This window comes from Acinetobacter sp. 1424608 (genome assembly GCF_000588255.1).
Taxonomy (GTDB): domain Bacteria; phylum Pseudomonadota; class Gammaproteobacteria; order Pseudomonadales; family Moraxellaceae; genus Acinetobacter; species Acinetobacter nosocomialis.
In genome coordinates, this window is the sequence record NZ_JFXL01000012.1 from 25,539 (window position 1) to 52,169 (window position 26,631).

General features: G+C 38.7%; 27 protein-coding genes. 15 read left to right on the plus strand and 12 right to left on the minus strand.

Features of this window, described 5'->3' with window-relative positions:
* Positions 1 to 18: 18 nt before the first annotated feature.
* The 5 genes from J678_RS16050 (at position 19) to J678_RS16070 (ending at position 6,138) form a co-directional block, all read left to right on the plus strand.
* The gene (locus J678_RS16050) at positions 19 to 960 is read left to right on the plus strand and encodes an RsiV family protein (RefSeq protein ID WP_017393500.1); all 942 of its coding nucleotides are present in this window, start codon (positions 19 to 21) and stop codon (positions 958 to 960) included.
* Positions 960 to 1,772 carry a TatD family hydrolase gene (locus J678_RS16055; protein ID WP_017393499.1) on the plus strand — a complete coding sequence of 271 codons (813 nt, stop codon included), beginning with the start codon at positions 960 to 962 and terminating at the stop codon, positions 1,770 to 1,772. The genes J678_RS16050 and J678_RS16055 overlap by 1 nt, the downstream gene beginning before the upstream one ends.
* A 124-nt stretch (positions 1,773 to 1,896) precedes the next feature.
* A complete protein-coding gene (acnA, locus tag J678_RS16060; RefSeq protein WP_006582188.1) occupies positions 1,897 to 4,653 on the plus strand; it encodes an aconitate hydratase AcnA in 2,757 nt (918 codons plus the stop codon).
* A gap of 122 nt (positions 4,654 to 4,775) precedes the next feature.
* A complete protein-coding gene (locus J678_RS16065) occupies positions 4,776 to 5,249 on the plus strand; it encodes a RidA family protein (RefSeq protein ID WP_006582187.1) in 474 nt (157 codons plus the stop codon).
* A gap of 124 nt (positions 5,250 to 5,373) precedes the next feature.
* Complete coding sequence (locus J678_RS16070) at positions 5,374 to 6,138, plus strand: ThiF family adenylyltransferase (protein ID WP_006582186.1); 765 nt, start codon at positions 5,374 to 5,376, stop codon at positions 6,136 to 6,138.
* Positions 6,139 to 6,203: 65 nt separating this feature from the next.
* Here J678_RS16070 and J678_RS23185 read toward each other — a convergent pair whose 3' ends face one another.
* Positions 6,204 to 6,326: a hypothetical protein gene (locus J678_RS23185; RefSeq protein WP_009503237.1), complete on the minus strand. Its 123-nt coding sequence runs from the start codon at positions 6,324 to 6,326 to the stop codon at positions 6,204 to 6,206.
* 102 nt (positions 6,327 to 6,428) lie between these two features.
* Between J678_RS23185 and J678_RS16075 the strand changes: the two genes are divergently transcribed.
* Positions 6,429 to 7,322 (plus strand): LysR family transcriptional regulator, encoded by an 894-nt coding sequence (locus J678_RS16075; protein WP_006582185.1) that lies wholly within the window; start codon positions 6,429 to 6,431, stop codon positions 7,320 to 7,322.
* A gap of 11 nt (positions 7,323 to 7,333) precedes the next feature.
* Here the strand turns inward: J678_RS16075 and J678_RS16080 are convergent, their stop codons facing one another.
* The gene (locus J678_RS16080) at positions 7,334 to 7,843 is read right to left on the minus strand and encodes a hypothetical protein (protein ID WP_002050979.1); all 510 of its coding nucleotides are present in this window, start codon (positions 7,841 to 7,843) and stop codon (positions 7,334 to 7,336) included.
* Positions 7,844 to 8,179: 336 nt separating this feature from the next.
* Entirely contained in the window at positions 8,180 to 9,196 is a 1,017-nt protein-coding gene (dusA, locus tag J678_RS16085; protein WP_016803800.1) for a tRNA dihydrouridine(20/20a) synthase DusA, read from the minus strand.
* A 134-nt stretch (positions 9,197 to 9,330) separates the two neighbouring features.
* On the opposite strand from dusA, the gene J678_RS16090 reads away from it, so the two are divergent.
* Positions 9,331 to 10,479 (plus strand): tyrosine-type recombinase/integrase, encoded by a 1,149-nt coding sequence (locus J678_RS16090; RefSeq protein WP_000534873.1) that lies wholly within the window; start codon positions 9,331 to 9,333, stop codon positions 10,477 to 10,479.
* On the opposite strand, the gene J678_RS16095 is transcribed toward J678_RS16090, so the two are convergent.
* The 5 genes from J678_RS16095 to J678_RS16115 all read right to left on the minus strand — a co-directional run bounded on the left by J678_RS16095 (position 10,463) and on the right by J678_RS16115 (position 15,410).
* Complete coding sequence (locus J678_RS16095) at positions 10,463 to 10,735, minus strand: pyocin activator PrtN family protein (RefSeq protein WP_000500676.1); 273 nt, start codon at positions 10,733 to 10,735, stop codon at positions 10,463 to 10,465. The two genes, J678_RS16090 and J678_RS16095, sit on opposite strands and share 17 nt — an antisense overlap.
* 18 nt (positions 10,736 to 10,753) lie before the next feature.
* A complete protein-coding gene (locus J678_RS16100; protein ID WP_000170392.1) occupies positions 10,754 to 11,734 on the minus strand; it encodes a hypothetical protein in 981 nt (326 codons plus the stop codon).
* A 1-nt stretch (position 11,735) separates the two neighbouring features.
* Positions 11,736 to 12,971: a YagK/YfjJ domain-containing protein gene (locus tag J678_RS16105; RefSeq protein ID WP_000838814.1), complete on the minus strand. Its 1,236-nt coding sequence runs from the start codon at positions 12,969 to 12,971 to the stop codon at positions 11,736 to 11,738.
* A gap of 749 nt (positions 12,972 to 13,720) precedes the next feature.
* On the minus strand, positions 13,721 to 14,833 hold the full coding sequence (locus J678_RS16110; RefSeq protein ID WP_000235770.1) for a hypothetical protein: 1,113 nt from the start codon (positions 14,831 to 14,833) through the stop codon (positions 13,721 to 13,723).
* 361 nt (positions 14,834 to 15,194) lie between these two features.
* The gene (locus J678_RS16115) at positions 15,195 to 15,410 is read right to left on the minus strand and encodes a hypothetical protein (RefSeq protein WP_000489165.1); all 216 of its coding nucleotides are present in this window, start codon (positions 15,408 to 15,410) and stop codon (positions 15,195 to 15,197) included.
* A 546-nt stretch (positions 15,411 to 15,956) separates the two neighbouring features.
* On the opposite strand from J678_RS16115, the gene J678_RS0104260 reads away from it, so the two are divergent.
* The 7 genes from J678_RS0104260 to J678_RS16140 all read left to right on the plus strand — a co-directional run bounded on the left by J678_RS0104260 (position 15,957) and on the right by J678_RS16140 (position 20,223).
* Positions 15,957 to 16,220, plus strand: a complete 264-nt coding sequence (locus J678_RS0104260; RefSeq protein WP_000790976.1) for a hypothetical protein — start codon at positions 15,957 to 15,959, stop codon at positions 16,218 to 16,220.
* A 100-nt stretch (positions 16,221 to 16,320) separates the two neighbouring features.
* On the plus strand, positions 16,321 to 16,467 hold the full coding sequence (locus J678_RS23705; RefSeq protein WP_000682545.1) for a hypothetical protein: 147 nt from the start codon (positions 16,321 to 16,323) through the stop codon (positions 16,465 to 16,467).
* 70 nt (positions 16,468 to 16,537) lie between these two features.
* A complete protein-coding gene (locus J678_RS16120) occupies positions 16,538 to 17,563 on the plus strand; it encodes a J domain-containing protein (RefSeq protein ID WP_000942646.1) in 1,026 nt (341 codons plus the stop codon).
* Between the two features lie 81 nt (positions 17,564 to 17,644).
* Complete coding sequence (locus J678_RS16125; RefSeq protein WP_001985473.1) at positions 17,645 to 18,343, plus strand: hypothetical protein; 699 nt, start codon at positions 17,645 to 17,647, stop codon at positions 18,341 to 18,343.
* Positions 18,344 to 18,401: 58 nt separating this feature from the next.
* Positions 18,402 to 18,731, plus strand: coding sequence for a hypothetical protein (locus J678_RS16130; protein ID WP_001068164.1), 330 nt, complete (start codon positions 18,402 to 18,404; stop codon positions 18,729 to 18,731).
* Positions 18,732 to 18,822: 91 nt separating this feature from the next.
* Positions 18,823 to 19,119 carry a hypothetical protein gene (locus tag J678_RS16135; RefSeq protein ID WP_000553831.1) on the plus strand — a complete coding sequence of 99 codons (297 nt, stop codon included), beginning with the start codon at positions 18,823 to 18,825 and terminating at the stop codon, positions 19,117 to 19,119.
* 54 nt (positions 19,120 to 19,173) lie between these two features.
* Positions 19,174 to 20,223 (plus strand): DUF932 domain-containing protein, encoded by a 1,050-nt coding sequence (locus J678_RS16140; protein WP_000951143.1) that lies wholly within the window; start codon positions 19,174 to 19,176, stop codon positions 20,221 to 20,223.
* A 265-nt stretch (positions 20,224 to 20,488) separates the two neighbouring features.
* Here J678_RS16140 and J678_RS16145 read toward each other — a convergent pair whose 3' ends face one another.
* Entirely contained in the window at positions 20,489 to 21,370 is an 882-nt protein-coding gene (locus J678_RS16145) for a copper resistance D family protein (RefSeq protein WP_002035490.1), read from the minus strand.
* A gap of 67 nt (positions 21,371 to 21,437) precedes the next feature.
* On the minus strand, positions 21,438 to 21,818 hold the full coding sequence (locus J678_RS16150; RefSeq protein ID WP_000689221.1) for a copper resistance CopC family protein: 381 nt from the start codon (positions 21,816 to 21,818) through the stop codon (positions 21,438 to 21,440).
* 281 nt (positions 21,819 to 22,099) lie between these two features.
* Here J678_RS16150 and J678_RS16155 point away from each other — a divergent pair, with 281 nt between their 5' ends.
* Positions 22,100 to 24,439 (plus strand): heavy metal translocating P-type ATPase, encoded by a 2,340-nt coding sequence (locus J678_RS16155; protein WP_000349577.1) that lies wholly within the window; start codon positions 22,100 to 22,102, stop codon positions 24,437 to 24,439.
* 77 nt (positions 24,440 to 24,516) lie between these two features.
* On the opposite strand, the gene J678_RS16160 is transcribed toward J678_RS16155, so the two are convergent.
* Together J678_RS16160 and J678_RS16165 are read right to left on the minus strand one after the other, a co-directional pair.
* Positions 24,517 to 25,893, minus strand: a complete 1,377-nt coding sequence (locus tag J678_RS16160; RefSeq protein WP_000149039.1) for a heavy metal sensor histidine kinase — start codon at positions 25,891 to 25,893, stop codon at positions 24,517 to 24,519.
* Entirely contained in the window at positions 25,883 to 26,566 is a 684-nt protein-coding gene (locus J678_RS16165) for a heavy metal response regulator transcription factor (protein WP_001221580.1), read from the minus strand. The genes J678_RS16160 and J678_RS16165 overlap by 11 nt, the downstream gene beginning before the upstream one ends.
* Between the last annotated feature and the right edge of the window lie 65 nt (positions 26,567 to 26,631).

Consider the following 26,631-nt stretch of genomic DNA (forward strand, 5'->3'; position numbering starts at 1 on the left):
GAATAAAGGCAAAATATGATGTTAACTTCTAAGGCCTCGCTACGTTTAACGCTACTTGCTTCTGCACTATTTTTAGTGGCATGTCAGCCTAAAAGTGATCCTAAAGAGTCGAAAGATCAGCAAAAGCCAGCAGTGGTTGAGCAAAAGCCTGTGGAACTGACTTTAAAAGGGGAAACAGTTCAAAGTAAGGTGGTTTTGCCAGACTGTAGTGGTAAGACTTGCCCTGAATTTACTGTAGAGCGCTTGCAAAGTAACTATCCATTTATTGATAAGATTATTGATCAACAAGTTTTAAAAGCACTCGGACAGATTCTTGAAATTGCAGAACCAGATGCAAAAACAGCAAAAGCTGATAAAAAGACAGAAGCTTCGGGAGTTGCTGCTGCTGACCAACAAGATAGTTTCGATGTTCAGGTTCAGCGCTATGCAAATTCATTTATTGGTTTAGACAAGGAACTAAAAGAGTTAAGTAGTAATCATCAGATTAATCTTTTAGTAAAACCTAAAATTATACAGTCGCAAGGTAAGGTCGTAACTGTTGTGGTTAACAGTAGTAGCTATTTGGGCGGGGCACATGGTTCGGCTGCACAGCACTATTACAATTTTGATTTAAAAGAGGAAAAGCAAGTTAAACTTGAAAACTTGCTGCGTCCAGAGAAAAAAGCGGCTTTAGAAAAGTTAGCACATGAGGCGTTTAAAGCTTGGGTGACTGACTCAAAACTTGCCAATAGTGTGAGTGAATATGAACAAGCTTGGCCATTTAAACTCACTGAAAACTTCTTGCTCGGTGATCAGGGCTTGATTCTTCAATATGGCGAATATGAAATTGGTCCTTATGTTGTGGGGTTGCCTCGTTTAGTTATTCCATACGACCAATTACAAGATGTATTGAAAGAAGAATATTTGCCGCAGCCGAAAGCTAAACCAGCTTCGACACCTGCCGAAAAAAGTGCTAGCTAATGCATTTGTTTGATACCCATACCCATTTCGATGTTGCCGATTTTGATGAAGATCGGCAGCTGTTAGCACTTGAGGCTAAAAAAGTGGGTGTGGATGCTTTGGTGTTAATTGGCTTTTTACAGTCACGTTTTGATGATTTGGTACACACTCATCATCAGCTCAAGCAGTGGGAGAATGTGCCCACTTCTTATTTAGCGCCAGGGTTGCATCCGTTTTATATTGAGCAACATAGGCCAGAGCATCTTTCTCATCTTGAACAAATTTTGCAGCAAGAAGACTGCGTGGCAGTGGGTGAAATTGGCCTCGACACTTTTTTGAAAGAACATAAGCAGCCTGATATATATACCAAGCAAAAACAGTATTTTGCCGACCAGTTAGATTTGGCAACTCACTACCAAAAGCCAGTATTACTTCATATTCGAAAAGCACACGGGGACGTATTAGCAATATTAAAAGCACATAAGTTTAAACTCGGCGGAATTGCTCATGCCTTTAGTGGTGGAGTGGAAGAGGCAAAAGGTCTAATTAAGCTTGGTTTTAAAATTGGTGTGACGGGACAAGTGACTAACCCGAATGCGAAAAAGCTTCATACTGTGGTACAGGCTATAGGTGCAGAGCATTTAGTGATTGAAACAGACTGTCCTGATATGACCCCGCTTTGCTGTCAAACTTCAACTGAGCAGCGGACCCGCAATACGCCTGTGAACTTACCTTATGTACTCAAAAGTTTGGCCGAAAATTTAAATATAGCCGAGTCAGATTTAGCTGATTTGCTATGGAAAAACTCACTATCAGCATTGAAATTATCGTAATAAAAATCAAAGATTAGAAATAGTAACTAAAACAAAACACAGCGATGAAAAAAGAAGCTTAAAGTAAGAAAACAACATGTAAAAACGTGAAAAATAACATTGCCAGACATGGGAGGATAACCCAATGGCTAAGTATAGCAATATCAATAGTTTTAATGCTCTACAGACGCTAACAGTAGGTTCCAGCAATTATCAGATTTTTAGCTTAACCCAAGCCGAGAAAAAGCTAGGTGACATTGCCAAACTGCCGAAATCATTAAAAGTACTGTTGGAAAACTTATTACGGTTTGAAGATCAGCACAGTGTTAAAACAGAACACATTTATGCTTTAGCTGAGTGGCTAAAAACCCGTACTTCCGATCAGGAAATTCAATATCGACCTGCACGGGTTTTAATGCAAGATTTTACCGGTGTTCCGGCAGTTGTTGACTTGGCTGCAATGCGTGCTGCAATGGCACAAGCGGGCGGCGACCCTGAAAAAATTAATCCTTTATCACCTGTAGACTTAGTCATTGACCACTCCGTGATGGTGGACTATTTTGCCGATGATCAGGCTTTTGAAGAAAACGTTCAAATTGAAATGCAGCGTAATGGCGAGCGATATCAATTTTTGCGTTGGGGACAATCTGCATTTAATAACTTTAGTGTTGTGCCACCGGGTACCGGTATTTGCCATCAGGTCAATTTAGAATATTTGGCTCAAGCGGTGTGGCTAGGTGAAGACAGTGGTCAAACCTTTGCTTTCCCTGACACATTAGTAGGTACAGACTCACATACCACTATGATTAATGGTTTAGGGGTTTTAGGTTGGGGTGTTGGTGGTATTGAAGCAGAAGCTGCCATGTTGGGTCAGCCTATCTCTATGCTTATTCCTGAAGTGATCGGTTTTAAACTGACCGGAAAATTACAAGAGGGAATTACGGCAACCGACTTGGTACTCACCATTACTCAAATGCTTCGCCAAAAAGGTGTGGTAGGTAAATTTGTAGAATTCTATGGCGATGGCTTAGCCGACTTACCACTTGCTGACCGTGCGACCATTGCCAACATGGCACCTGAATATGGTGCAACTTGTGGCTTCTTCCCAATTGATGAAGTGACTTTGGGTTATTTGAAATTAACTGGCCGTCAAAGTGACCGTATTGCACTGGTTGAAGCATATAGCAAGGCACAAGGCTTATGGCGTAATCCGGGTGATGAACCTGTTTTCACAGATACCTTAAGTTTAGATATGAGTACGGTTCAGGCAAGTTTGGCAGGTCCAAAACGCCCTCAAGACCGTGTGCTTTTATCAGAAGTACCAAAAACGTTTAATGCGCTCATGGAGCTAACACTTAAGCCAGCCAAAGAAGCTAAAGAGCGTTTGGAAAATGAAGGCGGTGGTGGTACGGCTGTAGAAGCGACCAAAGCCAATATTCAGCATGAAAGCCCGTCTTGTGTGATTGAAGGGCAGGAATATCCATTAAATCATGGCGATGTCGTCATTTCAGCGATTACTTCATGTACCAATACCTCTAACCCAAGTGTAATGCTGGCGGCAGGGTTACTTGCTAAAAAAGCCATTGAAAAAGGCTTGCAGCGTAAACCGTGGGTAAAAAGTTCACTTGCACCTGGTTCTAAAGTCGTAACCGACTATTTATTGGCTGCTGGACTTACCCCGTATTTAGATGAGTTAGGCTATAACTTGGTAGGTTATGGTTGTACAACGTGTATTGGTAACTCGGGTCCTTTACCTGAACCAATTGAAGATGCAATTCAGTGTCATGATCTAAACGTGGCATCTGTACTTTCGGGTAACCGTAACTTTGAAGGGCGTGTGCATCCATTGGTTAAAACCAACTGGCTTGCTTCACCACCCCTTGTAGTTGCTTATGGTTTAGTTGGGAATATCCGTACCGATTTAACGACTCAACCAATTGGGCAAGGTAAAGATGGGCAACCTGTTTACTTAAAAGACATTTGGCCAAGTCAGGCAGAAATTGATGCCGTCTTACAAAAAGTAAATACCGACATGTTCCACAAAGAATATGCTGCGGTGTTTGATGGTGATGAAAGCTGGCAAGCGATTCAGATTCCAAAAAGTAAAACTTACGAATGGGCTGATGACTCGACTTATATTCGCCATCCGCCGTTCTTTGAAGGCATTGGTGAGCCACCAAAACCAATTAAAAATATTGAACAGGCACGTATTTTGGCAGTGCTAGGTGACTCGGTAACCACCGACCATATTTCACCAGCGGGTAATATCAAAAAAGACAGTCCGGCAGGTCGATATTTACAAGAACAAGGTGTTGAGCCAAAAGACTTCAACTCTTATGGTTCACGACGTGGTAACCATGAAGTCATGATGCGAGGTACCTTTGCCAACATTCGTATTAAAAACGAAATGCTCGGAGGTGAAGAAGGTGGTAATACCATTCATGTACCAAGTGGCGAGAAACTTGCCATTTATGATGCGGCGATGCGTTACCAACAAGAACATACACCGCTTGTGATTATTGCTGGTAAAGAATATGGAACAGGTTCTTCACGTGACTGGGCTGCCAAAGGAACGAACTTGCTGGGTGTTAAAGCTGTCATTGCCGAAAGTTTTGAACGTATTCACCGTTCAAACTTGGTGGGTATGGGCGTGTTGCCATTACAGTTTGTTGATGGTCAAACCAGACAGTCGCTTAACTTAACCGGTCATGAAGTCATTTCGATTCGTGGTTTATCGGATGGCGTTCAGCCTCATGAAATTCTTGAAGTTGATGTGAAAGGGCCAAATGGAGTAGCCAGCCACTTTAATGTGTTATGTCGAATTGATACGTTAAATGAGGTTGAGTACTTTAAGGCGGGGGGTATTTTGCATTATGTGCTGCGGAATTTGATTGCGTCATAAAAAGATTATCTTTCAAGAGTTACATAAAAAAAGCCTCATATTCATGAGGCTTTTTTATTGTCTTTGTTTACTGGATAAGCTAAATATAAATGAAATAATTTTTGTTATAAGAAGAAGCAATTATGGATAGAGATACATTATTTTTAAAAGTTGAATCTCGATTGGGATATGATTTTTCAGGGGATATAAAAATAGGAGGTAAATATACCTCATTAATTGAACACGCTGGACTTGTATTTATTAGTGGTCAAATTCCGAGAGTGGGAGATACGGTACAGATTTGTGGAAAAGTTGGATTAGATGTTGATTTGTCAGATGCACAGCTTGCTGCAAGTATTAGCACCATGAGAGCTTTAGCAATTTTAAAACAGCACTATGGTACTTTAGATGTTATTGGAAAAGTTTTACAAATGAATGTATTTGTTCATTCAACTTCATCGTTTATACAGCAAAGCGAAGTTGCTGATGGAGCATCTGAAATACTTTATGAAATTTTGGGTTCAGATACGGGACGGCATACACGTACATCGGTCAGTGTATATCAACTTCCAAAAAATGCATCTGTTGAAATTAACTTCATTTTTGCTTTGAAATAAAAGTAAGTTGGTAGAATTCAATTATTTCAATTTTACTGGGTATTTTTATTTGTAAGAGCGGCAAGACGCTCTACTTAAAAAACAGTAAAATATATAGTTTGATTTTTTAGAGAAAGCCAGTTCCATGTCCGATTTACCAGAAAATGATGAATATGACCGCCGTTTTGCAGGTGTAGCCAAAATTTATGGTGATTCATCGTTCCAGCACTATGAACAAAGTCATGTGATGGTGATTGGTATTGGTGGGGTTGGCAGTTGGGCGGTAGAAGCTTTAGCACGTACAGGTATTGGCGAGATCACACTAGTCGATATGGATGTGGTTGCGGCATCAAATGTGAACCGTCAGCTACCTGCAATGACCTCTACTCTGGGCTGTGAAAAAGTTGAGATTATGGCGGAGCGTTGTCGCCAAATTAACCCACGTATTAAAGTTAATATTATTGATGACTTCTTAACACCAGAGAATGTCGCAGAGCTTTTAAACCCTATACCAGATATTGTTTTGGACTGCATCGATGACGTTAAAGCAAAACTGGCTTTAATGCTCCATTGTCGTTTTAATAAAATTCCTTTGATTGTGTCGGGTGGGGCAGGGGGTAAGCTCGATCCACTTAAAATCCGTGTGGCTGATTTATCAAAAACAGAGCAAGACCCAATGTTAGCGAAGTTACGTAGTCAGCTTCGTGCTCGCGGCATATGTAAAAAGCCAAAAGAGAAATTTGGCATTACCTGTATTTATTCTATCGACAATCCGTTTTCTAGTGCGGATGTCTGCCCATCGGCAGGGTTGCGCTGTGGTGGCTATGGTTCAGCAGTAGTAGTGACTTCAAGCTTTGCCATGATTGCTGTGGCCGAAGTTTTGAAAAAACTCGATTTAAAGAAAGCCTAATTTAAATATTGAAAAGGCATGCGCTTAGGTGAGAGTACATGCCTTTTATTTTTGAGAGAAACTATTTAATCGTACAGCTCTATGTGGTCTTGCTGTGGCTGTGTAGGTAGCTGCTGATCATAAAATTTAAAGCACCATAAAATTAAAATAACGATGGTGCATATTGCGAAACCTTTTAAATATTTCATGAAGAATTCAATCAAGTGAATGGTCTTAATAAAATTCTAGCGAAGGGAATCTATCTAATCTAATATAGAAAATAGACCAAATGATCTAATTTTGAGATGGTAATGCTCACATTAAAACAATTCCAATATTTCATAAAAATTGTTGAAGAAGGGAGTTTTACCGCTGCTTCGGAAAAACTATTTATTGCTCAGTCTGCTTTAAGTCGACAAATGAAGCTATTAGAAGAAGAGATAGGTTTTCAGTTATTTGATCGCACTGATAAAAGGGTAAAACTCACGGCAGCGGGAGAAGTGTTTTATAAGAAAATAAAAGATAATTTGCTCTACTTAAATGAAATTATTGATCTTGCCAAGAGTGTTTCGGAAGGGAAAAACCGCCAGATTAAAATTGCTCATTCAAGTAGCATTGTTATGGATCATAAAAAGGTACAAATATTAAAAGAAGTTAGCTTAACGCAGCAGCTGAGTTTTGAGATCAATACCTTGTCATCCGAGCAGCAAATCTTAGCTTTAATGAACGGTGAAATTGATATTGGTTTTATTAGACCTCCCGTTCGGCACACACTAGATGAGATGAGCATTCTTAAGTTATATGAAGAGCCTTTAATGGTGGCTGTGCATACCGAGCATGCCAAATTTGCTAAAGCAGAAAAGGTTTATTTAAAAGACTTGAAAGATGAGTGTTTTGTAACTACAGCTCATGCTGACAGAGGGGGCTTAAGTTATTTGGTCGCAAATCTGTGTTTAGCTGCAGGATTTACTTCACAAAAAGCCCCCATTCTGTCACGTAAGGTTTCGCAGTTACAATTGGTCGCTGCAAATTTGGGAATCAGTATAGTTCCTGAAGAGTTCAAACAAATTTTACCTAATCAGGTAAAGCTATTACCTTTGGCAGATGATTTGTCATTCTCAGAAGTTTTCTTGGTTTATAGAAAAGATCAGGATGAAATGATTCAGCATTGTGCCGAGCAAATTCATCAAATGTTTCAATCTTAAAAAGCAGTAAATTAACCTAATCTGTAGTAAGTATAGGTGACGTTGTCATCTTTATAGACGTCGTAACTGCTTTGTTTGAAGTCTGAAACCCATTCACTTCCTGTGTAACCAGCGATGTGACCATAAACATGGTTGCGAGTTCTGTGAATGATGTAAATGTCGCCTTCTTGAGGCTCATCAAAAGCTGGGTTAATTTCTTTATAGCCAATCTTTTTCAGGGTATCGCCCCAATCAGATGCTGCAATTGGGTGGTTTTCAACATCGGCACCAGCAGATTCAAGTGCAAGACGAATGCTACGTGCACAACGAGCTTTGCTGCGTCTAGAAGTAACACTTTCTAATTTTGCTACGAATTTTTCTACATCAATGGCTGGAGGGGTATTACTTTCAGTGCGGTGATTGTTGGGTTTCATGGTGAAGGGATAAGGAAGGCTTGGTGTGCTGTGTGATACAACAATCGCTGCCTGATTTGAATCCTGATACATATAGTTATCAGCTACTTGTCCGTCATAAATAATCATCGTGAAATCTCTACCCGTACTACCTATATCCGTATTTAGAAAATCACCACCTACCTGTGGCGTTCAGAGATACTAATTGCCCAAACTTAAAAGTTTTGTTTATGTTATGTAATAACGTATCTTTTTTCCAGTTTTTATTTCTGACTGCGAAAAAATAGCCTAGTTAAAATAGTGGCTAAAACTAGTAAAATTTAAGTAACTGATATTATTGAGTATAAATAAATAATCAGAGCTTAAATTTGAATATTTCGAGCCGACATTTGCGAATATACTCAAAATCTAAGTCTCTGATTTAAAATGCCACATTTTCTTACAATTTAAGAAGGCTGAGTGGGCTTAAGCCTGATGCTCTTTCACATATTCTTCAGTACGAATAATCGCAGCTTGCATGTTTCGAATAGCATTCTCGACATCAGCTAAAGTTTTTGCATTTCCACCGCTTAATGCTTGACGCCATTTACGGGCACCCGGTAGGTTTTGAAATAAACCTAAAATATGACGCGTAATGATAGAGAGTGGCGCACCTTCCGCCATACGTTGTTCAATATAAGGCAACATCTGTTCCATGATATCGAAACGGTCTGGTGCTTCTAAATTCCAAAGTTGGCCAAGCTCAGCAAGTAGATAAGGGTTGTGATAGGCTTCACGACCAATCATCACGCCATCAACATGCTGTAAATGAGCTTGAGTTTCGGCAAAAGTTTTAATTCCGCCGTTAATTTCAATTGTTAAGTGCGGGCGTTCTTGCTTTAAACGGTAAACATCTTCATAGCGTAGCGGTGGTACTTCTCGGTTTTCCTTCGGAGATAAACCTTTTAATATCGCAATACGGGCATGGACGACAAAGTGTGTGCAGCCCGTTGCCGCAACGGTATCTACGAAGTGCAGCATTTCTTCGTAAGACTGCATGTCATCAATACCAATACGGTGCTTAACCGTTACCGGAATATTGACCGCTTTTTGCATGCTATGAATACATTCAGCAACTAAGTCTGGCTCTGCCATTAAACATGCGCCGATTTTATTGTTCTGTACACGGTCACTTGGGCAGCCTACATTCAGGTTGACTTCATCATAGCCCCAGTCTTCAGCCATTTTTGTACAAGTGGCAAGCTCTTGAGGATTTGAACCACCGAGTTGCAGTACGATTGGGTGTTCTTGAGCGTTATAGTCCAAGTGGCGTTTTGCATCGCCAAATAAAATCGCGCCTGTTGTCACCATTTCGGTATACAGCACAACGTTTGGGTTAAACAACCGTGCAAAGAATCGGTAATCCTTTGTAGTCCAGTCCATCATTGGGGCTACACTGATTCTTGGAGATTTAATAGTTTCAATGGTTTTGTTAATAGTCATTAAAAATCATACCTTTAATCAGTGTTTTGCAACCTGTTTGAATCTGTGGGAACTCATGTTTAGCTGCGTTAATCGGTTTGCATTTACACCAGAATTTACACCATAATGAAAAAAATGGTTCATGGTGTAAAATTATGGGGTCAATTACTGCCAGAAAAAGTGCAGATGGAAGTGTTAGTTACCGAGCTGCTATCCGGATCAACAAAAAAGGTTATCCTGCTTATTCTGAAAGCAAAACATTTTATTCAAAAAAAGTGGCAGAAAACTGGCTTAAAAAAAGAGAAGTTGAGATTCAAGAAAATCCAGACATTTTACTTGGCAAAGAACAACTGATTGATCTAACTTTGTCAGATGCCATAGATAAATATTTGGATGAAGTTGGGAGCGAGTACGGCAGGACGAAACGCTATTCTCTACTCTTAATTAAGAAGTTGCCAATTGCGCGCAATATTATCACAAAAATACATTCGATACATTTGGCTGAGCATGTGGCTCTAAGACGAAGAGGCGTGCCTAATCTTGGTTTAGAACCTATTGCAACAAGTACACAGCAGCATGAGCTTTTACATATTAGAGGTGTTCTATCTCATGCATCTGTTATGTGGGGTATGGAAGTTGATTTAAGTAACTTCGATAAAGCTACAGCACAGCTTAGAAAAACTCGTCAAATCTCGTCTAGTAAAGTGAGAGATAGGCTTCCTACAAAGGAAGAGTTAATTGCTTTAACAAAACTTTTTGCTGAGCGTTGGAAGTTAAATAAATACGGTACTAAGTATCCAATGCATTTAATTATTTGGTTCGCAATTTTTTCATGTAGACGTGAAGCAGAGTTAACACGCTTATGGCTGCAAGATTATGATTCTTACAACTCTTCATGGAAAGTTCATGATTTGAAAAATCCGAACGGTTCTAAAGGTAATCACAAGTCTTTTGATGTGTTGGAACCTTGTAAAACAATAATTGAACTTTTATTAGATAATGAAGTGCGGAGTCGTATGCTTCGATTAGGATATGATGAACAACTCTTATTACCTTTGAATCCCAAAAGCATAGGAAAAGAGTTTCGCGAAGCATGTAAAATATTGGGAATAGAGGATTTACATTTTCATGATTTGAGACATGAAGGTTGTACGAGACTTGCAGAACAAAGTTTTACTATTCCTGAAATTCAGAAAGTAAGTTTGCATGATTCTTGGGGGAGCTTACAGCGGTATGTTTCTGTGAAGTCAAGGCGAAATGTAATTCAATTGGAAGAGGTGCTACGCCTCATTGATGAAACGTAGCAAAGTCTTTAGCAGCTTCAGAATACTTCTTATCTAAGATATCAGCCAAGTCTTTAACGTGCACCAGAAATGGTGCGCGTTTGCTTGAATCTATTTTAAAGACAGAGAAAGGAAACTCTTGATTATTTGCCTTTCTCAGCGCCTCTGCCTTGCTTAAGTGAGGATAGTAGTCTTGTACTATGCTCATTAATTCGACAGTCATAGAGCGATATTTCATAAATAGGTAATCAGCGGTGTTTAACTGGAATGCACCCATTGTGAAATAGCCTCTTAACTAGTTAGTTTTAAACTTTGAATACAACACATCAAAATTGGACTGTGTATCCCAAATTCGAAGGACTGCATCACTGCCTATCAGGTACGTTTTGAGCAGCTTAATAAGATCTTTGCACCTTGGATCACTTTTAAAAAAATGATTAGTTTGCATAAACCCGTTTAATGGCATAGATACAGGATATGCTTTGCAATTAAATAGGCCTTCCAGATTACCTCGTAAGGCAATGAAAGCATTTTCATCAGAAGAACCAACAGGATCATCTATGAACTGGCGTTCCAGTAAAAACACCAGCCTAAGTGCTAATTGTCCTTGGGGTGTAAGTTCCCATTTCGAAAATACGGCAATAATTTCATTATTTCCACCTTCATTAAGGAAAATGGCGATCATCTCTTTTTTCTGCTGATCTAAATATTGTTGTTTCGAATACATTGGAGTATTCGCTGAAAGCGTAAATAGCATTGGCAAATATAGCTCATGTGTTTCGAAGCCTGCGTAGTCTCTGAATAGAACCTTCATTGTCGAATCAAATAACTCTTCAGCACGACTTTGTTCTGTATTCCAAGCTGTTAAATCCTCACTAAACTGCCTAGTGTTGAGCATATATTGGTAGCCCGTAATTTGATTAGAAAAATACTGATCGTGGCAGTAAATCCCCCCATTAAGCATAGGCCCCATATGTTTAATAAACTGAATAAACAATTCGTTCTCTGGCTTTAGTCGAACAGATAACATCCCATTAGTGACAGGGGAGCCTGTCACTAATGGATATGCTGATCTAATCAACTCAACAGGTTTACTGAGAGATAATGCCTGATTACTATTTTGAGAATTTTGTTTTGCAAACATGCTTGTAGTTTTTGATCTCCCAAGAGCTTTTGCTGACTTCTCAGAACCAATCAGATCGTAAGCCCAAATAGGTTGAATGCTGCATGACGAATGTGTAGCTGCAAGTAAAGCATCTGATGCGTACTTAGTCATGTTACTGTCCTCCTACTTGAGCATCATCTGACTGATCAGAGTCTAGTAGGTTAAGTTGCTCGAACTTGCGTGGACGGCCAAGTTTGGTAGCAGGAACTTTTGGTATTTGGCTTGTTCGGAAGCTCCGAATTTGTTCTCCATTAGTAAAGGCGAAGTACTGATCATTTTTGCATATGTAGTCAAACGTAGCCTTGAGATTCTTAAGCATTTCATGGTCGGTATACTCCAAAATGCCTAAGGCACGATAGCGGTACTCATCTTTCTTCATATTGCAGATAAAAGCAGTCCCAAGATTGTTTGTAGCAACCCTCCATTTCTCAGCAATATATTGCCCCCACGTGATGTCCTCACGATGGTCATTGGCATTGAAGAAGTAATAAAGATGTCCATGGAATCCCTTGGTTGGGGTGTGTTCAATACGCAGGATATACCCGAGCGCTTGCTTAAGCTGATTATGCTTAGATGCATCATAGAACCGAATAAAAGACTCTTGCATAAACTCACTATCATGTTCAGCCTGAGCAAAATCAGTTGAGATAGCAAGCTGTTGAAGCTTAGCTGGATCGCGTATTAATCCTAGGTCTACTCGAACAACAAGGATTCGAGAATGGATCTTGAGTAGAGTCTCTACAAGCTCAACACAACGCTCTTTAGAACGGCGTCGATTACTAGCACGATTCGAAAGTTGTTTACGAATTGAGGCACTGCTCATTCTTATTGCAAACAACTTCTGAAATTTAATTAAAGCTGCAACATAAGCCTGAGCCTGTTCAGATGTGTAACACTGATTGATCAGAGAAAATTCATAAAGGGTATATTGTTCTTCCTTTGAAAGTTCTAAGAATGAATCCTTAAAGGCCTGTAACTCTATGCCCATCTTGTAATTGCCAGAGTGAGCAGACACAAAGATTGTTGTAAGCTGGCACTTAAGCAAAAGTGGAATATCCTTCGCATATTCAACACGTAGTTGCTCTTTGCCCTTAAAACTTTGAACAGATTTAAGAGTAGCGATTGGGCGCTCTTTCTCAAAATACTTGATGAACTCAACACGACTGAGCATTTTTTCAACTTCAGGGTTTATACTCGTTTTGAATATTTTAATCTTACCGTTTTCTGTCATGTACTCATGAGTTGAAAAATCTTCCTTGAGCTGTTCTAGGAATGCATCTCTATCTGCAACTGAGAACTGTGCGATAGGTGGAAGAATTGGTTTAGCTGTGTTGTTCAGAGATTTCATAGTATACCTACATACAAATAATTAATTACGTATCAGGCGTCATGAGGTAAATGCTCTCCCTATGGACATCGTTTAGAAATGTCCATTAGGGTAGGCGTAGAGTGGATATTGGCTAATCTATCTGGAGTGTATTCATCTCAAATGGATACACAATTAAATCAATCTAATCTATAAGCAGTATTTGCTAAGGCACACTGCTTATGACAATAAGTATCTAGTAGATTAATTACATATATCTAATATTACTTATTACAATTGTATTTAAACCGAAAAGCCGATTGCACTTTACTTCGAGAATGCTCTACCAAAAAATGACGGTAATACGAGGACTTTTTAAAAGTTGTGATGTCCTGCGTTATGCAGCATTTAAATGGCTTCGTTGAGCTATTCTTCGGGTGACCCACACCCGTAAATTGCTAAGCTTCCAATTGAATGTACTTATTAATTTGATGTGTTGCTGGCTTAGGTTTGAGTTGGTCATATTGGTTCCTTATGTAGCAAGTTTTGTATGCTTGATTGCATAAGGGAAATTCTAGAAAAAAATTAAGCACCCTCTAAAAATCTGCGAAGAATTTATTTAAGCTACTGATATATATGTATTTAAAATCTTTAAAATATAGAAATTTCATTGTAATTATTACTCTTTTAAAAATTTATTAATTTTTTTTAAGAGCATGTCAGTGTAGAACTAACAGGCTCTAAATAAATTATGTGAGTGATCGGATTTTTATTGGGGTGGGAGGGGAATTCTAAAGTTTTCTACCTTTCTTTTCTATAAAAATGTTCAGCGCATCATATAGGCTTGGCTCGCTTTCCTTTAACCAAGATTTAGCGCTATTCAGTAACTTCATTCTCTGATCGTCGGTTCTAATTTTACTTTTTTGAGTTTCTAAGGCAGAAATCTTTTTCTGATAAAATACTCTTATTTCCTTATAACGTTCGATAGGGCGACCTGCAAAAGAAGTTAGGGGTTGATCACGGTTCTGAGCTTGTATGATTACAGTTTTTTTACCATATTCTTCAATTTCTTTGACTTCAGCTGTAGATAGATCATTTCGAGCTGCAAAAAGAAAATATTCAGCTTCTTCTTTTTTTCGTAAACAATGTTCTATTTCAGCATTGTATTCTTGAGTGAGGTATTCTGGAATTTTTGAGATAGCTTGCTGCTCAATGGCTCCTAGAACCGTATCCATACTTGAGTAAGTTTTTTGATTACTGGTAATAAAACGTTGAACAAGTGAGAGGTAAGTTTTTTTTACCCTCTGGGATTTTTTATGGCTGTTTCGGGCTAATTGAGATTGCCTAATCTGTTTATAGATATCTTCTGGTAGCGTGTAGATATAGAAAGAACAATCATAATGTTTGGAGTAGAGACGAAATGCTTCTTCAAAATGTTTCTCAGCTTGTTGTGCTGTTTTTTTGAATATTCTGGTTTTAGTTGATACCAAGTTTTTGAATTTACGAATTTCAGTCGCGATTTCGCCATAGTGTCGGGCAAGTCGGTCCTCTTCGGGAATGTAGATGTAAATTTCCGATTTACCTCGAAGTAATGGTGGGGGTAATCTCCATGCCTGTTGACGGAGAGCCTTTTGTTCTGGCGATTCTTTTAATAAGCCTTGATCAAGCTGTTCATAAAACCACTTTCGGTCATTATCCGTCATTTCTTCACTGATAGGTTCCATTTGTTCGGGTAAATAAGCTTTGTAGTGTTCGGCATAGGCTGATGGCAAACCATAGGGAAATTTATGTCTTTTAATAATATGTTCTTCAAGTTGGTCAATTAAGCCAATAAGTTTTTTGATGTTACTCGTAGATGTGGTTTCTTGTTTAGCCTTAGCATTTTTTTTAGCTGAAGTTGCCATGTAATCAAGTTCACTTATTCATTTTAAAAGAAGTGCATATATTATAAGTCGTAACTACTTATAATTTAAAAATGATTTAGCTTAACTTGAGAGTGAATTATGAGCATTTGTAGAGGGGTGTTAGGTGTTAAACTGCACTCCATTTATGTACCGACTTATGATGATTCTGTACCGACTTGCGATGTTTTGGGTGAAAAGTAGTCAAAATCAAAATGTAGCTTAGAGTTATAATTGTTGGACTAAACTTGTAGTACTGTGAAGCATTCTACTGGATTATAAATTTATTATGGACTGAATCAAGTGCTAGAAAATCACTCATTATTGGTTAGTTAATAGTATGTCTTTGTATTACTAAAAGGTCTCAATAGCGTTTCATTAATTGCAATGCAAGATTGTAGGCTACGGTTGTAGAAATTGACTCTGCTATAAAGAACTCTTGGGGTGGGGTGAAGTTTAAAGCCTGCTTTCGATAACGCGTCTGCTTTCCTGTCTGTTTGTCTTTAAAAATAAACTCATCCTGAGCATGAGAATATTCTTGTCCATACAGTGGACCACCAAGACACTTTAACCGAAACACTGAATCATCCTTAAATTTACCTAATGGTTAGTTTAAAGAATTAATCTAATGAAAAACAATAACAATCACTTTACGACTTAGTCGATAGATCATTGACACCTTAAATATTGCACATTATCCTTTGCTTGCTGGCCACATTGCCAGTCGGTTTTGACAGACCGTTTTATTGGGTTGCATCAGAGTTATTCCTTCTGAGGAATAATTTTGAGGGTACATCTCGTCTCCTCCCGTTGCGGTAGGACGGGAGAGGGACACTTTCGAGTGTGCTGGTGTCAATCCAATCCGGTCTGTCAACCCTTTCTCGTTCTGCCACCATAATTCTCTAATGCTTTGGCAGAACTCCCAATATAAAGGAGTTGGCTATGCATATTCTTTTTATAACGCCTGATTAGTTTTAATAGGATTTGATGAACTTCTAGTTTCTCAAGCTTTAGATCTTTTCGTCTAAAAATTTACTTAAAAAAATGTCATGTGAGCTACACCATGGCAAGGCTTCGTGTTGCCTAAAAAAGCCTAAGCTCCATGACGACGTCACTGGATAAAATGATGAAAAATAAAATTTTGATGGGTTTGGTAGGTGTCAGTATTTTGTTGGTTACTGGTTGTTCTTCTGATTTCGAAAAGGGTATGAAACAAAGCTGTAGGAATACGGGAGGAAGTCGCAGTTTCTGTTCCTGCTTCTACGACAGGATGGAAGAACATTATGGTGAAGAAAAGCTGGAGGCGATTGGCATGATGCAAGTCAGGATGCCAGAGGATTTCGAAGAGGTGTCTTTTAAGTCTGGTCAGCAATGTGCACATAAACTTTAGAGCTCGTATTCACATTAAATCTTAGTTTGTCTTTTGATCTCACCTGCTGCCATAGAGCAGTGGGTTGGATAGGCTTACCTAAAAAAATGAGGAATTTACAATGAAACATCCATTGATTGGCCTTTATTTCACCATTGTGATTGGTTATTGGCTGTATTTGATTTGGCAGTACCCTATTTATTCTGGTTCATATTCTTTGGGTCGGGCACTTGTTTGGCCTGCTGATTTTCTACGTTGGTTGTTTTAGTCGCTAAATTGGGGAAGTTGCCATGACAATCATATCGAGAGAATCACTCCAGAAAAGCCGTTGGATGTTGATGTTAAGAGCGAGTGACAATATTTATTTTGCACCCGCTATTCCTTATAAAAAATTGCAAGGGGCTATGAGTTATCTCCCTCAAGGAATTCATCCAGATGAAATCCTTATGCTAATTGACGATACGGTATTTGGCAGTGCTAAAGCTGGACTTTGTGTGACGGCGACAGGACTCTTTTATAAAGAAAGCTTTGGAGATGAAGCGGTTTATCTCTTTAAAAGTATTCATCATGTCGAGGCAGATATTGGCGTCATTAATCATGGCATCGTACTGAATCGTATAGAAACCCTGACCTTTACCCAACTGGATAAGGGCACAGTACGAACATTGGCTTCATTTCTAAATGAAGTTTGTCAGGGTGAAACAGAAACCGATCGGGCTCCACCACAGATTGATGCAGAACTGAAGGTAATTATTGATCTGTTTGCTTATTTCATCACATTCAATATGGGTAAGTGGAATCCTGAATCTAGTCATGCAATATCTAAACATTTTGTAAAGCTGAATGATGAAGCATCACAGCACTATATTAAAAGGTTACTGACTGAACATCCCAACTTTGAATATGAAGAATTATTACATCGCTTTGCAGAACTGAAAGATGTGCTGGCTTACAAGCTTCGTACGGAGATGATCGAACAACTGGTTTATGCCATGGCACTGGGTCAGGTTGAGCAGAATCAGGCGGATCTCTTCATGACCCATTTATGTCGTGTATCCAATGTTTCTAAAGCCGTATTTCCTGATCTGGTCAAAATTATCTATCAATGTCTGGCTGATGAAATGAATCAGTCTACTACTTCTACTTTCAACGGTGGACAACTTCAAGCGTGCAAACTTCTTGATATTCAGCCTAATTCACTGACTGAGCAGAACTTACAATCTGCTTACCGAAAAAAGATGGCTGAGTTCCATCCCGATAAATACCAGAACTTACCTGAATCTGTTCGTCAGTTGATTGAAAGTCAGGCACAGCAACTGAATGAAGCAAGAGCTTTATTAAAAAGCTATTTGGACAATAACTGAAAATAAAGAATTTTTACTTACATATTACCCCAGTGAAGGCAGCCCTAAAGCGCCGTATATCCTCTATTTCAAGGTAATGATATGAATATGATAAAGAACAGCACTAACTCAACTAAAAAGATACCACCGTTATATTGGTTGTTAACTGTAGTCATGATGGCGGTGTTAATTGCAGGCGGTATTTTATTTAATCAACATCAAAAACGACAAACTGAACTTCAGTTAGCACAACTCGCTTTAGAACAATCTAAGGTACAAAATCAATCTGCCACAACACAAGCAGCATCGGAACCCGTTGAATCAGGTTTCACTGGAATTGAAAGTATGGTGGAAAACCCGGAATCAGAATCTGCTCATTCACAAGCTGAAGATGAGGTTGTTGCGGGGGCAATAGCCGCGGTTGATCAGGCAAAAGCACAAGATACAAGTCTAGGTAATCTCAGTTCAGAAGTTGATGGTGAGTACCATGAAGGGAAAACCTTAAGTTCCAATGCTTCTCGCTATGGATTAAAGCCAATCAAATCTGCTCCAGCTGATTTAAAGTCAACCATCCCGAATATTGATCAAATGTTAGCGTCACATCTCATGAATGTATGGGGCCGCTCAAGTCCAGATCAGGTGAGTAAACGAGTTGAAGGATGGAGCCAGCAAGGTAATACCATGACCTATCGTACTGCATGGGACTCTGACCGTTACCAATGTACTTGGTATGTGGTGAGTTGGGATAAGAACAGCAATCAAGTCCTTCACGAAGGATACCAGCCATGCTTTGGTCACTAATTAAAGCTGGTCTGTAGCATTCGTTTAATTATTACTTTACTTAATCAGAGAAAATACCATGAACCCAATCAAACTTATCGCATGTGGAATTTTAAGTCTTTCACTCAGTTCTATTGCTTTTGCTAAAACTGAGCAGATTACACTTAAAGCCAATGTCTATTACGGCGAAGAATCGGTGGTTTTTCCAACTACTAAAGGCGAAGTCATTTTAAATAGCTACGCTATACCAGCTAAAGTCGTTCCACAAGTTAAACCTTTTAAGAAGGGGCAATGTTTAGAAATCAAATCAAAACATGGTTTCTTTAAAGACACTGGAGATGGTCAATATATTGAAAGTATCCAACCTTGTAGCAAGAAAGGTTTAGCGACTCCAAAAGTAACTCGTTAATTTGACTTAATCTAAAACGACATAAAGCTCAATCAAACCACAAGCATTTGCTTGTGGTTTTTTTTATGCCTTTTATTGAGAGGAGACGACTATGCATCAATGTCCTTACTGCCATTCGAGACATCTGAAATTACTACGGCAGTCAGAACAAAGCCATCAAGGTGTATTTGCAAAACTTTCATCATTCTCCCCCATGTCTCTGGCAGCAGCCTGTATGCAATTGTCAAAACGTAGTCCTATTCACCCACTAGTCGGTGGCTTTGTTGGTTTAGTTGTAGGGGGCATGTTTCTGCTCTACGTCCAGCATCAAGACAATACAGTGTCCTTGCATTATCAGTGTGAGCAGTGTCTGCAACATTTTGAAATCCAGCAATCAAGCTTTTCTTAACTTCATCCCAAACTCTTAATCAAATTATTTAAATCACTTAATAGGAAAAACATCATGGCACATCAAGTTGAAACAATGGCTTTTGTAGGTCAAACCCCTTGGCATGGTTTGGGCAATCAACTCACTAGAAATCAACCTTTAGAAGTATGGGCACAACAAGCAGGGATGGATTGGCGAATTGAATCATCCAATGTCAGCTATATGACAAAAAATGAACGTGGACAAAACATCATCATGCCGTATGAAGATCAGAGAGTCCTTTATCGTTCAGATACTCATGCGCCGCTATCAGTGGTAAGTCAGCGTTATCAGGAGGTGCAACCGATGGAGATATTAAACTTCTATAAAGACCTGACAGAACAATCAGGCTTTGAACTGGAAACAGCAGGGGTATTGAAAGGTGGTCGTAAGTTCTGGGCACTGGCTACGACTGGACAATCAACAGCACTGAAAGGAAAGGATGTGAGTAATGGTTATATCCTTCTGGCAACAGCATGTGATGGGACATTAGCCACCACGGCGCAATTTACAAGTGTACGTGTGGTGTGTAATAACACCTTAGCGATTGCCTTACGTGGGCAGAATAGTAGTGCAGGTGTGGTGAAAGTTCCACACAGTACCAAGTTTGATGCTGAAAAGATTAAACAGCAATTGGGTATTTCGGTTCATGCATGGGACGAGCACATGTATGAAATGAAGCAGCTCAGCCAGCGTAAAGTCACCCAGCAGGAAGCAGCAGCTTACTTCGATGCAGTGTTCAATAATACAAACCTGAATATTGCTGAACAAGATGAAAGTATCATTCAGTTCTACCGTAATGTAGCTACGCCTAAACAAATCAACTCATCCAAAACCGACAATAAAACTGAGCCAAATGGACGTGCGATGTCTAAGGTCATGACCATGTTTAACGGGCATGGTCGTGGTGCCGAGTTAGCTTCAGCTAAAGATACGGCGTATGGACTGCTTTGTAGTATTACCGAGTTTGTTGATCATGAGCGACGTGCGATCTCAAAAGATCACCGATTAGATTCAGCATGGTTTGGGGTAGGAGCCAACCTTAAACAACGCGGGCTGGAACAGGCACTAAGAATGGTTGTATAAGTTATGATTATTTGTTTAAGTTTATTTATACATGAATTACAGAAAATCATGTAATTAATTTATAAAAACATGGGCAGATTATGGGGTAAGTAATTTTACCCCTATATTTTAAAAGATCTGAGACTCTACAGTCTTACACTACACTCTACTTACAATAGTAAAGCTTATGGAGTTAGAAAAAATATCAAGGATTGAACCAATGATGAAATCAAGCAGAATCAGATAATTTTTTTCATTTTACTTTTTTAAATTACTATATACCTATTTAATCAATTCCCACTACAGTTGTAATATATCCAGTCGTTAAAAGGATCATTAGGCCTAATGACATTTCAAATAAAATGGCATAGCCCAACTGTCTGGCAAATTTCGGGTCTTGTAAGCGAGGGGTAAAATACCATTTGTTGAAAGCAGCTAATAATAAAATGCTTAGAACAAATGCGATCTTAATAATAAAACCATGCCCATAAGGAGTATTTAGTAGAGTATTGAAATCTTTAATGAGTAACAGAGCAATACTAGCACCACAAGCGAGTAGTATTCCCACAACAAATGCTGCGATTCTCCCAAATAAGTGCATGCGATCTTTTAATGGAAGACCAGTAATTTTTTTACTTGTTTTCCATAAAGGAAAAAGTGATCCCATCCATAAGGACATTACAAGGACATGTATTGATAATAAGAATTGAGCGAAAAAGGGCAAGTTTGTGACATGGCCTAATTGTGAAAAACTAAAAACCATGGGGATAAGTAGGATGGTAAAAATTGTTCCTTCTACTTTGGAAACTTGGATAGTCCCTTTACTAAGCTTTACGATCATAAATAACAATAAAAGTGCAAAACTAACTGAGCGGATGATATGGATATGCCCAGTGGGAGTATTTATTAAGATATTAATGTAGTTACTGTCCCACATTCCTGAAAGACCTGTATTGGCAAAACTTCCTATAAGAACAAAGAAGCCTAAAGTGCTTGAAATAAAGCCTAATCCTGCACCAATAGTAATGTACTTTAGAAGAGTTTCCCTGATTTCTACATAACGTCCCAGTAGAAAATAGCTAAAGGCACCACCAACAACAAATGCTATTCCTAAATATAAAACGACTTTAATCAGCCACGTTGCATATATCCAAGTTTCAGGATTCATATTTTTCCTCCCTGCGATAGCAATATGCCAGCAAGCTGCTGGCATATAGACTATTGATGCTCTATAGTTATTTCGCTGATTTAATAGTGAAGCTATATTCGCCATTCATGTTATGGCCATCAGTACCCATTGTGGTCCAAACCACTGTGTATTTACCTTTCTTAAGTTTAGGTACTGCTACTTCAAATGATTTTTTTAAATCATGAGTTATCTGATAAGTTAAAGGGATGTCTTTACGTTGAGCATCAAGTAATTTGACATTCATTAACATGACTTCTTCACCAAAATTTAAAGTTATATTTTTTGGCTGACTTGCTACAGATGCATTAATAGCTGGAGTGGCACTTTCAAGTTTGACATGAGCAAATGCGCTTGAAGCAGCTACAACCATAGTCGCACCTACTAGTACATTACGTAGAGCTGACACTTTATTTTGGAAAATTTTCATTTCATCACCTTTTAAAAATTAGTACGTGCTAAGTAATGACCCAGTGAAATTCCTAAATTGATCGAGTTGGTCATCACTCTTTGTATGCTTATTATTTAAGAAAGAGAGCAACGTCTTGATGACTCCAAAATTACATTTTTGTCATTTTTAGAATTAAAAACTCACAAGTGTTACACTGACTTTATCAAGAATAATGTTCATTAAATACTCAAATAATCAGAAATGTATTTCTGCACGAAGGTAATTAATTTTTTAAAATCAAATATGAAGGAGGTTTCTATATGGACCATCATCATGAAAAGAAAACTATAAATAACGTACTAAAGGATCCTGTCTGCGGCATGGCTGTAACAGAAGAATCTAAATTTCATGAACAAGTTGGCAATAAGACTTTTTACTTTTGTAGTGAAAAATGTCAGATAAAATTTAAGCATGATCCTACTTTTTACATTGCTAAAGAAGATAGATCTGTTTCCGAAAATGTCTCCCTAAATAAGATGGATACACACTCAGATAGTGTAAATACCTCATCAATTTATACTTGCCCAATGCATCCGGAGATCCGACAAAATCATCCTGGTAACTGTCCGATTTGCGGTATGTCACTAGAACCATTACTTCCCAATCTAGATGAAGCCGATGATAATCCTGAACTTAAAGATTTCAAAAGAAGATTTTGGTACACCTTACCGTTAACCCTCATTATCATATTTTTGGCGATGTTTGGTCATCAGTTGAACTGGTTTGAGATGAAGGTACAAAGCTGGATTGAACTTGTTCTTACTTTACCTATCGTCTTTTGGGCAGGTTGGCCATTTTTTGTTAGATGTTGGCATTCAATTTTAAATCGTAGTCCGAATATGTGGACTTTAATTGGAATTGGGACTGGAGCTGCATTTATTTATAGTGTCGTTGGAACCCTAGCCCCACAAGTTTTCCCAGCGTCTTTCATCTCTATGGGGCGTGTTGCTGTATATTTTGAGGCAACAGCCGCAATTATTTCACTGACCTTATTAGGTCAAGTTCTTGAGTTAAAGGCACGTTCGCAAACTTCGTCAGCAATAAAATCTTTACTTGGGTTGGCACCGAAAACCGCAAGAAAAATTAATGAAGATGGCACAGAGGAAGATATCCCACTTTCCCATGTACATGTTGGAGATTTACTGAGAGTACGACCAGGTGAGAAGGTCCCCGTTGATGGAATAATTACAGAAGGTTCAAGTTCTATTGATGAATCAATGTTAACGGGAGAGCCAGTTCCAGTAACAAAACGTATAGGTGACCAAGTAATCGGTGCGACAATGAATATGAACGGTTCATTAGTGATACGTTCGGAAAAGGTCGGTTCTTCAACAGTACTTTCACAGATAGTTCAAATGGTAGCGCAAGCTCAGCGTTCTAAAGCCCCTATGCAAAGAATGGCAGATCAGGTAGCTGGCTGGTTTGTACTGGTGGTGATCGGTATATCTATCCTTACCTTTTTTGGGTGGGGAATATTTGGACCAGAACCGAGTTGGGTATACGGACTAATCAATGCTGTCGCAGTTTTAATTATTGCTTGTCCGTGTGCTTTAGGATTAGCCACACCAATGTCAATCATGGTGGCAACGGGTCGTGGTGCATCCAATGGCGTACTCTTCCGTGATGCTGCAGCAATAGAAAATTTACGTAAGATTGATACATTAATTATTGATAAAACAGGGACCTTAACAGAAGGTCGCCCCTCATTTGATAAGGTCATTGCTTTATCTGGATATGAAGAAAATGAAGTTCTCAGATTAGCTGCCAGCTTGGATCAAGGTAGTGAACATCCATTAGCGGATGCAATTGTACAGGCTGCCCGTGAAAGAAATCTTGTACTAACAACACCAACATCTTTTGAGTCAGGTTCTGGAATTGGTGTTAAGGGTGAGTTAGATGGACAACAATTATCATTAGGCAATACAGCTTTAATGGAACAACTCGGCATATCAGTTGATACATATATCCCTCAAGCTGAGCAATTAAGAGCAGAAGGCGCAAGTGTTATGCATTTGGCTGTTGATGGGACGCTCGTAGGACTATTGGCTGTTTCAGATCCAATCAAAGTCAGTACACCTGAAGCTGTGCATGCTCTGAAGAATTCTGGATTAAGAATTATAATGGCCACAGGAGATGGTTTAACTACTGCAAAATCAGTTGGAGCTAAATTAGGTATTGATGAAGTTTACGGAGAAGTTAAACCAGCAGATAAACTGGAACTGGTTAATAAATTACAAAAAGAAGGAAGAATGGTTGCAATGGCAGGTGACGGTATCAATGATGCCCCAGCTTTAGCTCAAGCGGATATTGGTATTGCAATGGGGACTGGAACAGATGTGGCTATGAATAGTGCTCAAGTCACTTTAGTCAAAGGTGATTTACGAGGTATAGAGATCGCTCGCTCCCTGTCAGAGGCCACTATTAAAAATATGAAGCAAAACCTGATGTTTGCATTCCTTTATAATGCATTAGGCATCCCTTTAGCCGCGGGTATTTTATATCCATTTACTGGTTGGCTACTTTCTCCTATGATCGCAGCTTTAGCAATGAGCCTAAGTTCAGCATCGGTTATTGGTAATGCTTTAAGGCTACGTAGTTAAGAAAGGATCATTTTCTGACTACTCATAATTTTTTAGATACTGGAAATGAGTAGTCAGTTGTCTTTTATTTACAAAAATTAGTTTTTAAAAGTTATTTTAAAAACTATCCGACCGTTGTTATAGTCTGCTTGAATCGTTGCGCCATGTACATCAAGAATTGACTTGGTAATTGCTAGACCTAAACCTGTGCCTTCCTCAACTCTTTGTCTGGATGCATCCGTACGGTAAAAACGGTCAAATAATCGATTCAGCTGTTCAGATGTTATTGGTGAGCTTTCATTTTCGATTGTGAATATAGTGGTATCAATATTTTGTCGGCAATTAATCTTAATTATTGAATCAGGTTTACCATATTTGATCGCATTTGATAGTAAATTACTCAGTGCACGACGTAACATTGAGGGATCGCCTTTTACGTATCCTTGTCCACTTTGTTCTAGGGACATTCCCTTTTCAGCAGCGATAGCATCATAGAAGTCAAATAAAGCAGAAATCTCTTTTACTAGGCTGACCTGTTGTAGGTTTGGTAAGTGTAGGCCATGCTCTGCCTTTGCAAGAAATAACATATCTGAAACCATTCGAGCCAAACGTTCAAACTCTTCCAGATTAGAAAAGAGGACTTCCTGATAAGTATTAATATCCCGACTACGAGATAAACATACTTGAGTTTGAGTCATTAAATTATTAATAGGTGTTCTAATTTCATGGGCCAGATCAGATGAAAAATCTGAGAGTTTTTCTACAGCCGTTTCTAGCCGATCTAACATATCGTTAAAGGCTATGGCTAATGATTTTAGTTCAGTGCGTGTATTATCGACCGCTAATCGTTCAGATAGATGCTGAGCTGAAATGCCTTCTGCAACTTTTGCCATTTTCTGAACTGGACGTAAGCCCCTCCATGCGGCAAACCAACCTAAAAACATTAAACAAATTGTGCCCACAACTCCGATATATAACAATTGTCGTCTAAAGTCGTTTAAAAAATGTTGATGTTCGGAGGTATCGATTCCAACAATAATTTGAGCAGTTGGAACACTCATATTTTTATCAAACGATTTTTTATAAACTAAGCCACGGTATGTTTTATTTTGAATTTCCCACTCTATCCAAGGGATATGTTTAGACTTTACTAATGTTTGAGCCTTTATAACGGCAGGGGCTGAACTAAAAATGATTTGGCCAGTTGGGCGTTCAATCTGGACAATTAGATCATGATGACCAACTAAAGCATCTTTTAAATATATCTTTAGTTCATCGGTGTTTTTCGGATTCTGTTCCAGTAAATTTTCTAAAAGCTGAATTTTCCCTTCTAGCTGAGTGCGGTCCTGAGTTTCAAAATGATGCATAACAAGCTGATGAATGACCAGCCCCATAATCATTAAGATAATAATGGTAGATAATGAAAAAATGATCGCAATACGGAAACTGATCGCATTAAACAGTTTATGAGTCATCTTCTACCTCTAAGACATACCCCATTCCGCGGATGTTTTGGATCAACTTAGGACTGAAATTACTATCTATTTTATTTCTTAGACGTTTAATAGCGACTTCTACAACATTGGTATCACTATCAAAATTCATATCCCATATTTGAGAAGCAATAAGAGCACGAGGTAGAATCTCTCCACGTCTACGCATAAATAATTCCATCAATGCGAACTCTTTAGCTGTAAGGTCAATTCTTTGTCCAGCACGTGTGACGCGACGTTTACGAAGATCAAGTTCAAGATCAGCAATTGTAATAATATTGCTATCTTCCTTTTGTTGACCGCGACGAAGTAAGGTTTTAATTCGGGCAAGAAGTTCTGCAAAAGCAAAAGGCTTAACGAGATAATCATCAGCTCCTAGTTCCAGGCCTTTAACTCTATCTTCAATTTGATCACGAGCTGAGAGAAAAAGGATAGGCATAGTTTTGCCACTTTTGCGAATATCATTAATGATATTCCAGCCATCTAACTTCGGTAACATTACATCTAGTATAATTAGATCGTATTCTTCTGAAAGAGCTTGATGTTTACCTGATAAGCCATCTGTAACCCAGTCTGTAATATATCCTGCTTCAGAAAGACCTTGCTTTAGATAATCACCAGTTTTTTGTTCATCTTCAACTAGTAAGATTCTCATTTATTAAGCCCCGTATCGCATATTAAGACCATAATAACGTTATAAATACAGGATGCGATGTAGAT